The 12940-nt window shown below is 67.6% G+C and carries 16 protein-coding genes; 8 read left to right on the top strand and 8 right to left on the bottom strand.

Going from position 1 to position 12940, the window contains the following annotated elements; all coding sequences use genetic code 11:
• Nucleotides 1-6 precede the first annotated feature (6 nt).
• Complete coding sequence (locus MICSW_RS03905) at nucleotides 7-900, top strand: diacylglycerol kinase (RefSeq protein WP_292730173.1); 894 nt, start codon at nucleotides 7-9, stop codon at nucleotides 898-900.
• Here MICSW_RS03905 and MICSW_RS03900 read toward each other — a convergent pair.
• Nucleotides 897-1175, bottom strand: coding sequence for a zf-HC2 domain-containing protein (locus MICSW_RS03900; protein ID WP_228177606.1), 279 nt, complete (start codon nucleotides 1173-1175; stop codon nucleotides 897-899). The two genes, MICSW_RS03905 and MICSW_RS03900, sit on opposite strands and share 4 nt — an antisense overlap.
• Nucleotides 1172-1810: a sigma-70 family RNA polymerase sigma factor gene (locus MICSW_RS03895; protein ID WP_464496802.1), complete on the bottom strand. Its 639-nt coding sequence runs from the start codon at nucleotides 1808-1810 to the stop codon at nucleotides 1172-1174. Before MICSW_RS03895 ends, MICSW_RS03900 begins: the two co-directional genes overlap by 4 nt.
• A 35-nt stretch (nucleotides 1811-1845) precedes the next feature.
• Here MICSW_RS03895 and aroA point away from each other — a divergent pair, with 35 nt between their 5' ends.
• From aroA to MICSW_RS03875, 4 genes are all read left to right on the top strand, one after another.
• Nucleotides 1846-3210: a 3-phosphoshikimate 1-carboxyvinyltransferase gene (gene aroA, locus MICSW_RS03890; RefSeq protein WP_292730176.1), complete on the top strand. Its 1365-nt coding sequence runs from the start codon at nucleotides 1846-1848 to the stop codon at nucleotides 3208-3210.
• Entirely contained in the window at nucleotides 3207-4253 is a 1047-nt protein-coding gene (gene rsgA, locus MICSW_RS03885; RefSeq protein ID WP_228177603.1) for a ribosome small subunit-dependent GTPase A, read from the top strand. The genes aroA and rsgA overlap by 4 nt, the downstream gene beginning before the upstream one ends.
• An 87-nt stretch (nucleotides 4254-4340) precedes the next feature.
• The gene (bcp, locus tag MICSW_RS03880; RefSeq protein WP_228177602.1) at nucleotides 4341-4808 is read left to right on the top strand and encodes a thioredoxin-dependent thiol peroxidase; all 468 of its coding nucleotides are present in this window, start codon (nucleotides 4341-4343) and stop codon (nucleotides 4806-4808) included.
• Between the two features lie 113 nt (nucleotides 4809-4921).
• Nucleotides 4922-5914, top strand: coding sequence for an IS481 family transposase (locus tag MICSW_RS03875; RefSeq protein ID WP_464496801.1), 993 nt, complete (start codon nucleotides 4922-4924; stop codon nucleotides 5912-5914).
• Between the two features lie 5 nt (nucleotides 5915-5919).
• On the opposite strand, the gene MICSW_RS03870 is transcribed toward MICSW_RS03875, so the two are convergent.
• On the bottom strand, nucleotides 5920-6297 hold the full coding sequence (locus MICSW_RS03870) for a histidine kinase (RefSeq protein WP_228177601.1): 378 nt from the start codon (nucleotides 6295-6297) through the stop codon (nucleotides 5920-5922).
• 218 nt (nucleotides 6298-6515) lie between these two features.
• On the opposite strand from MICSW_RS03870, the gene MICSW_RS03865 reads away from it, so the two are divergent.
• Complete coding sequence (locus MICSW_RS03865) at nucleotides 6516-6764, top strand: WhiB family transcriptional regulator (protein WP_019182239.1); 249 nt, start codon at nucleotides 6516-6518, stop codon at nucleotides 6762-6764.
• 37 nt (nucleotides 6765-6801) lie between these two features.
• Here MICSW_RS03865 and MICSW_RS03860 read toward each other — a convergent pair whose 3' ends face one another.
• The 3 genes from MICSW_RS03860 to MICSW_RS03850 are packed head-to-tail and all read right to left on the bottom strand — an operon-like array spanning nucleotide 6802 to nucleotide 10120.
• On the bottom strand, nucleotides 6802-8280 hold the full coding sequence (locus MICSW_RS03860; protein WP_228177600.1) for a sensor histidine kinase: 1479 nt from the start codon (nucleotides 8278-8280) through the stop codon (nucleotides 6802-6804).
• Nucleotides 8281-8315: 35 nt separating this feature from the next.
• A complete protein-coding gene (locus MICSW_RS03855) occupies nucleotides 8316-9500 on the bottom strand; it encodes an AAA family ATPase (RefSeq protein WP_347424415.1) in 1185 nt (394 codons plus the stop codon).
• Nucleotides 9497-10120 carry an SAF domain-containing protein gene (locus MICSW_RS03850; protein WP_292730186.1) on the bottom strand — a complete coding sequence of 208 codons (624 nt, stop codon included), beginning with the start codon at nucleotides 10118-10120 and terminating at the stop codon, nucleotides 9497-9499. Before MICSW_RS03850 ends, MICSW_RS03855 begins: the two co-directional genes overlap by 4 nt.
• Before the next feature lie 98 nt (nucleotides 10121-10218).
• Between MICSW_RS03850 and MICSW_RS03845 the strand changes: the two genes are divergently transcribed.
• Nucleotides 10219-10500 carry a helix-turn-helix domain-containing protein gene (locus MICSW_RS03845; RefSeq protein WP_464496800.1) on the top strand — a complete coding sequence of 94 codons (282 nt, stop codon included), beginning with the start codon at nucleotides 10219-10221 and terminating at the stop codon, nucleotides 10498-10500.
• A 19-nt stretch (nucleotides 10501-10519) separates the two neighbouring features.
• On the opposite strand, the gene MICSW_RS03840 is transcribed toward MICSW_RS03845, so the two are convergent.
• Complete coding sequence (locus MICSW_RS03840; RefSeq protein ID WP_228177596.1) at nucleotides 10520-11107, bottom strand: hypothetical protein; 588 nt, start codon at nucleotides 11105-11107, stop codon at nucleotides 10520-10522.
• A 128-nt stretch (nucleotides 11108-11235) separates the two neighbouring features.
• On the opposite strand from MICSW_RS03840, the gene MICSW_RS03835 reads away from it, so the two are divergent.
• Nucleotides 11236-11676, top strand: a complete 441-nt coding sequence (locus MICSW_RS03835; RefSeq protein ID WP_228177595.1) for an Rv3235 family protein — start codon at nucleotides 11236-11238, stop codon at nucleotides 11674-11676.
• 24 nt (nucleotides 11677-11700) lie between these two features.
• On the opposite strand, the gene MICSW_RS03830 is transcribed toward MICSW_RS03835, so the two are convergent.
• Nucleotides 11701-12927, bottom strand: coding sequence for a pyridoxal phosphate-dependent aminotransferase (locus MICSW_RS03830; protein ID WP_228177594.1), 1227 nt, complete (start codon nucleotides 12925-12927; stop codon nucleotides 11701-11703).
• Nucleotides 12928-12940: the final 13 nt, after the last annotated feature.

Below are 12940 nucleotides of genomic sequence, written 5' to 3'. Positions count from 1 at the left end.
GTCACCGTGCTGGTCAATCCGGCGGCTCGAGCCGGAACGGGTGGCACGATCGCGACCAGGGCTGCCGAGCGACTTCGCGAGCACGGCATTCGCGCGACCTTGATCAGCGGTGGCAGCGCTGTCGAGTCGACGGAGTTGCTGCGCGAGGCGGTGCGCCTCGGAACTGACGCCGTAGCCGTGGCTGGCGGTGACGGGACGGTGTCCCTTGCGATGCAGGTTCTGGCCCACAGCACGACACCTCTCGGCATCATCCCGGCGGGGACGGGCAACGACCTGGCCGACATGCTCGGCATCCGCGAGCTGCACCCCGACGAAGCTGCCGACGCGATCGTCGGCGGGCTGACTCGCGATATCGACCTCGCGCGCATCAGTCGACACGGCGAGCCGGAGGTCTACTTCGGATCGGTCCTGGCCAGCGGCTTCGACTCGCGTGTCAACGACCGGGCCAACCGGATGCGGTGGCCTCGCGGCTCGTCGCGATACACCATCGCCATTCTGCGAGAGTTGGTAGGGCTACGTAGCTTCGCATACGAGATCGAACTGACGGATGCCGCGGGCAGCGTGACCCGGCACGATGGCGCCCTCCTGATGGCAGCCGTTGCCAACGGGACCAGCTACGGCGGGGGTGTTCAGATCGCGCCTCGCGCAGATCCCGCCGATGGGGAACTGGATGTCGGCCTTGTTCGCCCGACCCATCGCGCGCGCTTTCTTCGACTGCTCCCCCGTGTCTACCGCGGAACGCACGGAGATGTCCCCGAAGTGAGCATGTACCGGGCTCGGATGATCCGCCTCAGCGCGCCGGGCGTCACCGCCTACGCCGACCGCGACCCGATCGGGCCCCTGCCGGTCCAGATCGACGTCGTTCCCCGGGCGCTTCGTGTTTTCGTGCCTGCGAACTAAGCGCTCGACGCACCCTTCGAGGCCAGCTCTGTGTCGTGCACAGCCTGTACCGCGCGCAGCTTTGCCATGACCTGATCGCGAAGCTCCTCGGGCGCAGTCTCCTTGCACGCCCGAGCAACAGCCTCGGTGAGCGTCGTGGCCACGAGCGCTTCGTCGCGGCAGGCCGGACAGTGCTCAAGGTGCTCGCGGATGTCGGCATGCTCGGTCTTGCACACTTCGTTGCGCAGGTACTCCTCCAAGTCCCGCGTGGCTTTGGCGCAACCGCAATCGGTCATGTGTCGCTCCTCGATACGGCGACCGAGATCCCCCGCTCGGTCGCATATTCGGCCAGCAGCTCCCGCAGCATCCGTCTGCCACGGTGCAGACGGCTCATCACGGTGCCGATGGGGGTTTTCATGATGTCGGCGATCTCCTGATACGCAAAGCCTTCGACGTCGGCGAGATACACCGCGAGCCGGAAGTCCTCGGGAATCGACTGCAGCGCGTCCTTCACGACGGATGCCGGCATATGGTCGATTGCTTCAGCTTCTGCCGACCGCGTGCGGGACGATGTCGTGGACTCCGCTCCGCCGAGCTGCCAGTCTTCGAGATCCTCGATGGCGCTCTGGTACGGCTCACGCTGCTTCTTGCGGTACGTGTTGATGTACGCGTTGGTCAGGATGCGGTAAAGCCACGCCTTCAGGTTCGTGCCCTGAGTGAAGCTCGACCACGATGCGTACGCCTTGACGAAGGTCTCCTGCACAAGGTCTGCAGCATCCGCGGGGTTCCGTGTCATTCGCATCGCAGCCGCGTAGAGCTGGTGCATGAACGGCAGGGCCTGCTCTTCGAACTGCGCGCGCGGGTCGGCCGGCGCCTCGGCCTGATCAGTCATCACGCGCCAGTCTACGTCCGGCGCCATAGCGATCGTCATCGGGCTCCTTCCGTCCCTCATTAGGCTAGGAACCGATGAGCGGCGAAAGATATTCCACCCCGACCGGCTTGGGAGAGTCCGGTTGGTCGGCTCCGCGCGCCTCGGGAGCACTCACCGCCCGTTTGGCAGTTCCCGGATCCAAGTCGCTCACGAACCGCGAATTGATCCTCTCGGCGATCGCCGATTCTCCGAGCACGCTCCACGCTCCGCTGCACTCCGACGACTCCGTCCGCATGGTTGCGGCCCTCACGGCGCTGGGTATCCAGATCGAGAGCGTGGAGGGCGAGAGCCCCTTCGGGCCCGACCTGATCGTCACGCCTCCCAGCGGATCCGGCTCGGTCGGTGCGTCCTCCTCGGGGCTTCGCGGTGCGACAGTCGACTGCGGTCAGGCCGGCACCGTCATGAGGTTCATCGCGGGCATTGCCGGGCTGGCCGAGGGCGATGTCACACTGACTGCGCATGAGAGCGCGCTGCACCGGCCCATGGGAGCCATGATCACGGCCCTTCGTGACGTGGGCGTCGACGTCGACGACGAGGGCCGTTGGGCACTCCCTTTCCAGGTGCGGGGGCACGGACACATCCGCGGCGGCGAAGTCGTCATCGACGCGAGCGCCTCAAGCCAGTTCGTTTCCGGGATGCTGCTCGCAGCTCCCCGTTTCGACACGGGTCTCCACCTCATTCACTCGGGGTCACGCCTGCCGAGCATGCCGCACATCGATATGACCATCGAGTGCCTCGCGAACCGCGGCGTGCATGTGGAGCGGCCCTCGCCGCGCGAGTGGATCGTTCCCCCGCAGCCCCCGCGCGGAAAGACGGTGGCCATCGAACCCGACCTGTCCAACGCCGCTCCGTTCCTGGCAGCTGCCATGGTCACCGGAGGGAGCGTCACGATCACCGGGTGGCCCGCGCACTCGACACAGCCCGGCGTCATGCTCGCCACGATCCTGCACGAAATGGGGGCCCGCGTCACGCGCCGCGGTGGCGCCCTCACCGTCGCTGCGGGGCGCGGCATCCGTGGCATCGAGATCGACCTGTCGGCGGCGAGTGAGCTGACACCCACGATCGTGGGGCTGGCCGCATTCGCCCCGGAACCGACGACAATCACGGGAGTCGGGCACATTCGCGGCCACGAGACCGACCGCATCGCTGCGCTCGTCGGCAACCTGCGGGCGCTCGGCGGAGCCGCAGAAGAGCTCGAGGACGGCCTGCGAATCCTGCCTCAGCCGCTCCACGGCGGGGTGTGGCAGGCGTTCCATGACCACCGTATTGCGACGACCGGCGCGCTGATCGGCCTCGCCGTCGGCGGAGTCGTGGTCGACGACATCGGGACCACAGCGAAGACGATGCCGCAGTTCCCCGAGCTCTGGACCTCCATGCTCGAAGGGAACGGCGCGGAGTGAGCTGGCTCGGGGACGTCGATGATGACGATGAACTCGGCATGGACGAGAGCGATATCCGCGTCAGGCCGAACCCCAAGGCCAACCGGCCGCGCACCAAGCGCCGCCCCAGCCACGCGGATGCCGAGATCGCGCGGGTCCTGGGGGTGGACCGCGGCCGCTACACCGTGCTCGTCGGCGAAGACACTGGCGCCGAACGCCAGGTTACCGCCGCCCGCGCTCGCGAACTTCACCGCACCGCGATCGTCACCGGTGACCGCGTCCGGGTTGTGGGAGACACCTCGGGAGACGAGGGAACTCTCGGCAGGATCGTGGGCATCGAACCCCGCACGTCTCTCCTTCGCCGAAGCGCCGACGACACCGATCAGGTCGAGCGCGTCATCGTCGCCAACGCCGATCAGATGCTCATCGTGATCGCCGCCGCCGACCCGGAGCCGCGCCCCCGGCTGGTGGACCGCTACCTGGTGGCAGCACTGGATGCCGGTATCCGCCCCCTGATGGTCATCACCAAGACCGACCTTTCGGACCCAGAGGAGTTTCTGTCGCACTTCGCGGGCCTCGACCTCGAGGTCTTCACCAGTGCGCGCTCTGACATGCCCCTGGAGCGGATCGGTGCCGCGCTCGTCGGCCACAGCACAGTGTTCGTCGGGCACTCCGGCGTGGGTAAGTCCACCCTTGTCAACGCTCTGGTCCCGAGCGCCGAGCGGGCGACGGGACATGTCAACGAGGTCACCGGTCGGGGACGACACACGTCGAGTTCGACGGTCTCGCTGCGCTACGAGGCACCGTCGGGCACGGGATGGGTGGTCGACACCCCCGGCGTGCGCTCCTTCGGGCTCGGTCACGTCGATCCCGACAATATCCTGCGGGCGTTCACCGACCTTGCCGAGGTCGCACGCGAGTGTCCGCGTGGGTGCACTCACCTGCCCGACGCGCCCGATTGCGCCATCGAAGAGGCTGTGGCGGCGGGACGCCTCGGGCCCGGGGCGGCAGCGCGGCTGGATTCACTGCAGCGTCTGCTCACGACGTTCTCTGACCGCCCCTGATACGCCTCGCGCCGCAGCATCCATGTCACGTGCAACCGCACCGGCTGATGGTGGCCCGCGCCGGGCGCACGGCTCTAGGGTGGATTCATGACAGTGCGTCTAGAACCCGGCACCGCTGCACCCGACTTCACCCTCCTGAACCAGGATGAGAGTGATGTCTCGCTTCACGACCTGCGCGGCCAGGGCCTCATCCTCTTCTTCTACCCGCAGGCGATGACACCCGGCTGCACGACGGAGGCTTGCGACTTCCGCGACAGTGTCGAGCCGCTTCGCGCCGCCGGTTACGTGGTGCTCGGCATCTCGCGCGACGCTCCCGCCAAGCTGCGGGCGTTCCGCGAACGCGACGCGCTTCCGTACGACCTACTGAGCGACCCCGACCGTTCCGTGCACGAGGCCTACGGAGCGTGGGGCGAGAAGACGATGTACGGCAAGACGACAGAAGGTGTGCTGCGCTCGACCTTCGTCCTCGACGAGAAGGGCGTCATCACGCACGCGCTCTACAACGTCAAGGCGGCGGGGCACGTAGCCCGTATCCGCGGTCTGCTCGGTCTCTAGTTGTTGTGTCTGGTGAGGTTGGTGACGGTCGGCGGGTCGGCGGGGAGTAGGTGAGGTCCTCCGGGTGGGATGTGAAACGACCAAGAATCGCATCCCCGCCCAAGGAGGACCTCGTGACCCACCGTAACGCGCCGTTGACTCCGGAGGGCCGCCGCCGCGCGTGCCTGGAAGTGGATCGTGGACGTCCGATCTGTCACGTCGCGTCCGAGTTCCAGATCGCCCGTCAGACGCTGGGGAAGTGGCATGCCCGCTGGGTCGCCGAAGGCGAGTCCGGTTTGGAGGACCGGTCCAGTCGGCCATGCTCATCGCCACGGCAGACACCGGTCGAGGTCGAAGACCTCATCGAGAAGCTCCGCCGCGAGCACAAGGTCGGTCCGGTGCAGCTGGCCGGGAAGCTCCGCGAGCATGGCCACGAGGTTCCGATCTCCACGATCCACCGGGTCCTCGTGCGCCGCGGGATCAACCGGCTCCGCGACATCGCCCCCGATGGGGAGGACCTGCGTGAGCCACCCAGGCGCTACGAGTGGGCGCGACCGGGCGACATGGTGCACGTCGATGTGAAGAAAGTCGGCCGGATCCCCGACGGCGGTGGGTGGCGGGTCCACGGCCGCGGCTCCGCCCAGGACCTCGCCGCGCGGCGCCAGCGGGTCGGATACGTCTACCTGCACTCTGCGACCGACGACCACTCCCGGCTGACCTACACCGAGGAACTCGCGGACGAGCGCGGCGCGACCGCGGCAGGGTTCTGGCAGCGCGCGGTGAAGTGGTTCCGTCGCCATGGGATCCGTCGGATCCGACGCGTCCTCACCGACAACGGGTCCTGCTACCGGTCGTGGGCATTCGCTGCCGCGCTGGCAGGGTCGAAGACCCGTCACAAGCGCACCCGCCCCTACCGTCCGCAGACGAACGGGAAGGTCGAGCGGTATCACCGCACCATGGCCGCCGAGTGGCTCTACGCCCGCGCCTGGACCAGCAACGAGCAACGCCGGCAAGCGCTACACGCATGGCTCGAGCACTACAACTACCATCGACCGCACAGCTCACTCGGAGGCAGGCCACCCATCAGCCGCGCCACCCGACCAGCTGCCACCAACCTCGCTGCATAGAACATCTAGTCTTCCCGCGCCGGCGGGGCCGCGCCGCGAACGGCGATCACCAAGAGGACGAGGGCGATGACGGCTGGGATCGCGATTGCAACGCCGGTGACCGGATGCGCATACTGGCCTGTTGCGGCTCCCAGCGCCACCGCGAGGATCAGCAGTTGTGCCACGATCGCTCCCGAGCGACCCCATGACAGTCCCCGCCAGGTGGCGACACCGAACACCGCGACGATCGCCGCCCCGGCCAGCGTCAGCACGATCAGGGCGATCGCGCTGTCGAGTGCCGCCGTGTCCCCGGTGATGACCGCGACGATCTCCCAGACGGCGAGTGCGCCGATTCCCGCCCCTTCCAATAGCACGATCACGCCCGCTGCTCGAGCGGCAATCATCGAGCGCACCATGGACCTCCCGACCACTCTCGGCCCGTACACAACGTTCTTGCAACGTCCTCACGGATGAACCCTTGATTCGGGTGAACGGCTGTGGGACGATGGGTAAAGCCGTGTGCTCCCACAAGGTCGTGGGACGAGACATCTTCTCGTACACCTCACAGAGTATCCGACCGCCCGGTGGCCCGATGCTCATTCCCCATCAAGGAGCACCCCCTATGGATTGGCGCGACAAGGCCGCCTGCTTGACTGTCGACCCCGAGCTGTTCTTCCCGGTAGGAAACACCGGTCCAGCCGTCGACCAAATCGAGAAGGCGAAATCCGTGTGCGCCCGGTGCACCGTCACCGAAATCTGCCTGCAGTACGCGCTGGAGTCCGGTCAGGACTCGGGCGTGTGGGGTGGCCTCTCCGAAGACGAGCGCCGCGCCCTCAAGCGCCGCGCTGCCCGGGCTCGCCGCGCCAGCTGAGCCACTCGGCGCGCTGGCCTGAGACCGGAGGCCGTGCTCAGTCCAGCGCGATGTAGCGGAGCGGGATGTCGATCGTGACTTCCGTACCGCTTCCGACGAGCGTGTGCCAGTCGATCGTGCCGCCGAGTTCTCCCTGGATGAGCGTCCGAACGATCTGCGTGCCCAGCCCTCGGCCGACTTGGCCCTCCGGCAGGCCGACGCCGTTGTCACGAACACGCACCAGGAGCCGCTCGGGGTCGCGCTCGGCCTCGATCTCGACGTCGCCTTCCTTCCCGGCGAGGCCGTGCTCGACAGCGTTGGTCACCAGCTCGGTGAGGGCCAGCGCCAGGGGCGTGGCGTACTCGCTCGGGAGGGTGCCGAAGCGTCCCACAGACCGGGTCCGCGCGCGTGTCGTGGGTGCAGCAGCCACCTCGGCGACGAGTTTGAGAACACGATCGAAGACATCGTCGAAATCGACGCGCTGAGTGAGTCCCTCTGAGAGGGTGTCGTGCACGACGGCGATCGCCGAGACGCGTCGCATCGCCTGCGTCAGCGCTTCTCGGGCCTCTTCGGTGTGCGAACGGCGAGCCTGGATGCGAAGGAGCGACGCGACAGTCTGCAGATTGTTCTTGACCCGGTGGTGGATCTCGCGAATCGTCGCGTCCTTGGTGATGAGCTCTTGCTCCTGGTGTCGCAATTCGGTGACATCGCGGCACAGCACGATCGCCCCGATGCGGGTCCCGTGGTCGCGCAGGGGGATCGTCCGCAGGCTCACCGTCACACCACGCGCCTCGATGTCGGCACGCCAGGGTGCCCTCCCCGTCACGACCAGGGGAAGCGACTCGTCGAACTGGCGCTTCTCGGGAAGGATCTCCGTGGTCACCTCGACGAGGGATTCGCCTTCGAGCTCATCCTCGAACCCCATGCGATTGAAGGCCGAGAGAGCGTTGGGGCTCGCGAAGGTCACCGTCCCATCGACGTCGAGGCGCACGAGTCCGTCAGAGGCTCTCGGAGCGCCCCGACGCGGAGCGGTCGGTGCGCTGAGATCCGGAAAGTCGCCCGAGGCGACCATTCCGAACAGGTCGTCGGCGCACTCGTTGAAGGTGATCTGCTGGCGCGAAGGAGTGCGTGTCTCCCCAAGATTGGTGTGGCGCGTCAGGACTCCCAGCGTGGTGCGACCGGAGCCGGACCCTCGCACGATCGGTACCGCGCGGACCCGGGTCGGGGTCTCTTCGAACCAGTCAGGGGATGCCGAGTCGACGATCATTCCCGAGAAGAACGCCTCGCGAATCTGGGTCCGCCACTGGGGTCGGACGGGGTCTCCGACGATGTCCCGATAAAACAGGGTCGCGGCGCCGCTGGGCCGGGCGTGGCCGACAGCGACGAACGAGTCATCTGCCGTCGGAACCCAGATGACGATGTCGGCGAAAGCGAGATCGGCCAGCAACTGACCGTCCCCGGCCAGGCGGTGGAGCCATTCGACATCCGCGCCGGTGGAACGCCCCTGGTCATAGACGAGATCGCTGAGGGTCGACATCGTTTCAGCCTAGAGCCCCAGCGTGGATGCTCGAACTACGCAGCTTTGCGAGTGTCGACGGCGAGCGCCTCGCTCACGAAGCGCCGCACGCCGGACACGATCGGCGATCTCCGGGCAACGTCCGCGATCGGACGGGCGGCCAGGAGCGCAGCATCGGCCGAGCGCGGATCTTGCGGCACGAACCACACGTCACGGATGCCGGCGAACCGGTCGAGACTTCGGCGTACCTGGCCGCGGGCGTCGATGCCCAGGGAGCCCGGGCGCAGCCGGTTGGCGACCACCGCGATCGGTGTCGCTCCCACTGTCTCGCGCAGCTGCGCGTAGCCGCGAACGAAACGGCTGATACCGACGGGATCCGCACCGGCCACGGCGACGACGAGATCGGCTTCCTGGAGGGCAGCGATCGTTGCGGCGTTGCGCCTGCCACCGGCGAGATCGCTCACGATCTCTTCGTCACGGTCCAGGGGCGCCGCCACGTCGACCACGGTGTCATCCACCCACTCGCGGCATATGGAGAGCGCGGCACGTACGCGATCCTCGCGCAGCTCCGGCCAACGCGAAGGCCGATTGATGCCGGCCAGAACCTGTGGCCCCCGCCCGAGCCGAAGCGCGATTCGGTCCAGTTCGGCGACATCCAGGGCGCCACGGTTCACCTGTCGGCATGCGGCGGCGAACCCCGGACCTTCATCGGGCAGGCCGAGCGCCAGCGCTATCGAGGGCGCGTGGGAGTCGGCATCGATCAGCGCCACATCGCGGTCGCGGGCGAGCTCCACCGCGAGCTCGATCGCTATCGTCGATCGCCCGGGCGACCCTGCCGCACCCCATACTGCGATGACTCGGCGCCTGTTCCGGGGAACCGGCGCGACGGGCAGCGGGTCTCGGAGGGCACGCACGAGCTCGCGCCCGGAAGCCCGTGGCGACATCGGCACGCCGAGCCCGAACGCCTGAGCCAGGCGCGCCGGTGTCTCACCGTCCCCCACGGGGGCGATCCGGATTCCCTCCCGATCGCAAGCGGTCACGAGCTCACGTGTGAGTGTGTCGTGGCGCGCAGCGACGACGAGAAGCTCCAGCTCCTCGTCACCGACACCCCGGACACCACCGCGAGCGGCGGCGAGACCGGGTGTCGTGGCCGGCGTTGCGTGCGCGTCCCATCCGAGCCGCGAGAGCTCTTCGGCCAGCCGCGTCGCGTGTGGCTCGTCCAGCGCGATCAGCGCTCTCATTGCTGCCCCGGGGTCCAGGGGATGACCGAGAGCGCGGAGCCGTCGGCGATTGCAGCGAGCGCGGCAGCGACATCGGCGCGGGGAATCACCAGTTCGACCGCCGCCGTTCCGCCGGCCAGGGGTGAATCATCCCGGGTGACGCTGACGACCGTCGCGTCGGCCACGAGAATGCGTGGCGTATCGAAGCGTGACTGATCAAGACGCGGCGCTGCCCACAACTCGACAGTCGATCCGGCCACGACCGAACCCGGTACCTCGGCTGCGCTGCGGACGACGACCGTCGTGGATCGCGTACTGTCGTCGGTCACGAGAGCGTCGGCGGGCACGAGTTCGCCAGCCGAGACTGTGCGCGCTGCAACGAACCCTTCCCCGAGGTCGTCAGCCCTGAGGTAAGCGTTCGACGCGACTCCCAGAGCGACATCCACGACGGCAAGGTCCGCTGCAGCTACCGGCTCGCCGGGAACTATCGCTCGGACGGCTACGTAGACGGGTTCGGTCTGGCGCGCCGACGACACGATGAACCACACACCACCGACGGAAGCCAGAACCAGAACGACGCCGACCAGGAACCGCAGGTCTGCCCACGCGGGGCGCCGGGAGGTATGAGAGCGGGAGGACATGCGAACCATGGTCGCCGAGACTCGTGAATCGCTGCCGCGCTTATCCACAGCGGGCGCCGCTGCGCCGCCCTGTCAGAACCCGGCGTCATAATGGGGACATGCCCCAGCCTCCCGCCGCCAACGCGCGCCTGTTGACGCCATCGCAGGTCGCCGAAGTGCTCGCGATCGAGGTCGAGGACGTGATGGCCCTGGTCCTGGCCGGGCAGCTCCGCGGGATGCGTGTCGGCGAAAGCGGGCAGTGGCGCATCGACGAGATGAGTGTCGAGTCCTACCTCGACGACCAGGTCGAACAGACCCGACGCATGGCGCTGTGGCACCAGTCGCAGACCGCGAGCTTCCCGGAACTGTGGGGCACCGGGGCCATTCGCAACCCAGACTGATCCGGGAGGCTTCCGCGGGTCAGAGCCCCGCGTCTCCGGCCGCCACGACCAGCTGCGCGAGGGCGCCGAACGGAACCATCCGAAATCCGGTCACCGCCGACGGATGCCGCGGAACGTCGAGGTCGTGAATGGCAAGGTCGAAGTGATCCGCGCCGGCTCGATCGACGGTTCCGGTCAGCGCGTCGTCCGCGACCAGTTCGACAAGAACGGGAACCCGCCGGCGTGCGAGGTCGCGCAGCACGAAACCGAGATCCATCCGCTCGCGGAGGGCTTGCCCCACACGTCCCGAAGCGCTGTGCAGAAGGTCGGCGTGCGCCATCCGTAGCCCCGTGAGCCCACCGAGCGGAACGATGCTGACGGAGGACGGTCCTCGGTCGACCGCCAACCAATCAGCACCCACGGCAACGATTCGCCCTTCGACGCCGGCGCCGCCGCTCAACTGCACCCGCACCTGGGCCTGAGCGTCTCGCAGCACGAGCAGCCGGTCTCTCAGCGACACGCGCGACAGGCGCACCCGCTCGGACTCGGAGGCGAGGGCCGCACGCTCGGCTTCCCACTCGGCTGACGCCTGAGCTTCGAGGTCATCGAACAGCCGGTCCCATCGCACGGGGCGAGCGTACGTCGTAGATGAGGAGTCGATGAGAAACTGTCCACAGCGGGATCCCGGCCCCCACCGAGCCCCCTGCCGTGTGCTCTACTTCTCGACATCCTGTTACCGGTCGAGAGTGAGATCTCATGGCGACGACGCAATCGAGCTTCGCACGCGCTTACCGCGCGGCAGACGAAGCGGCCGAGCTGAACCAGTACTTCGCGCCACAGCGCACGAGCACCGCCGACCTCCCCGATCCCGAGACCTTCCTGCGCAACATCTCTCGTGGGGTCCTGGAGATCTTCGCGGGTGTCCGCGAGGTTGACCAACTCGCCAGGTGGCTGACCGAGGATGCGTATCGGAAGCTCGTCACCCGGGCCAACCTCGCCGCCCGCGCACGAAGCGCCCGCGGCATCCCAGCGAAGCGTCCCGTGCATCAGATCGTTTCCGTACGCCACTCCTCCCCCGCCGACGGCATCGTCGAGGGCGTGGTCATCGTCCGCGGTCCGGCGCGCACCCGTGCTGTGGCCCTGCGGTTGGAGGGCATGGACGGTCGGTGGCGCACCACCTCTCTCGCCCTGCTCTGACAACGCCGCGGACGGCGCGCCGCCTTACTGCCGGTACGACGACAGGAAGTTGCCGAGCCGCTCGATAGCCTCAGTCAGCACTCGGGATTCAGGAAGCGTCACGATCCTCACGTGGTCCGGGGTCGGCCAGTTGAATCCCGTCCCCTGCACGAGCAGCACCTTCTCGGCGACAAGGAAGTCGTACACGAGCTTCGCATCATCCCGGATGTCGTACACGTTCGGATCGAAGCGCGGGAAGGCGTACAGCGCGCCCTCCGGCTTGACGCAGCTCACCCCGGGGATCGACTCCAGCGCCTCCCAGGCGGCATCCCGCTGCTCATGCAACCGCCCCGTGGGAGCGATCAGCGCGTCGATCGACTGGACTCCCGACAGCGCAGCCTGCACGGCGTACTGCGCCGGAACATTGGGACACAGCCGCGTCGAGGCCAGCAGGGTGATTCCCTCCAGGAAGCCGGCTGCGTGATCCTTCGGCCCCGTGATCGCGAGCCACCCCGAGCGATAGCCGGCGACTCGATAGGTCTTCGAGAGCCCGTTGAAGGTCAGCACCAGCAGATCCGGCGCAACGGCGGCCATCGGGATGTGTCTCGCATCGTCGAAGAGGATGCGGTCGTAGATCTCGTCAGCAAGGACCAGAAGCGAGTGTTCGCGGGCGATGTCGGCGATCTGATCGAGGACTTCGCGGGTGTAGACGGCACCGGTCGGGTTGTTGGGGTTGATGACGACGATCGCTTTGGTGCGCTCGGTGATCTTCGAGCGGATGTCTTCGATGTCGGGCTGCCAACCGTTCTGCTCGTCGCACAGGTAGTGAACGGGCGTCCCACCCCCCAGGCTCGTCATCGCCGTCCACAGCGGGTAGTCGGGTGCGGGGATCAACACCTCGTCGCCCTCGTCCAGGAGGGCCTGCATCGTCATCGTGATGAGCTCGGAGACCCCGTTACCGAGGTACACGTCATCGGGGTCGAGCGCCGGGAATCCGGGAACCTGCTCGTATCGGTAGACGACGGCGAGCCGAGCAGACTTGATGCCGCGGCTGTCGCTGTACCCGTGGGCTTCGGGTACCGCCTCGATCATGTCCCGCACGATCTGGAACGGAGCCTCGAAGCCGAAAGCTGCCGGGTTCCCCGTGTTCAGCTTGAGGATCCGGTGTCCCTCGGCCTCCAGACGATCGGCCTCGACGAGGGCCTGCCCCCGGATCTCGTAGAGGACGTGCTTGAGTTTGCTCGACTGGTCGAGCGGCCGGGGGTGGGTCATCCGTTCAGGATAA

Source organism: Microbacterium sp. SW12, from assembly GCF_055391095.1.
Note: the sequence above shows the minus strand (reverse complement) of the source record. Positions and strands in the feature narration are given on the sequence as shown.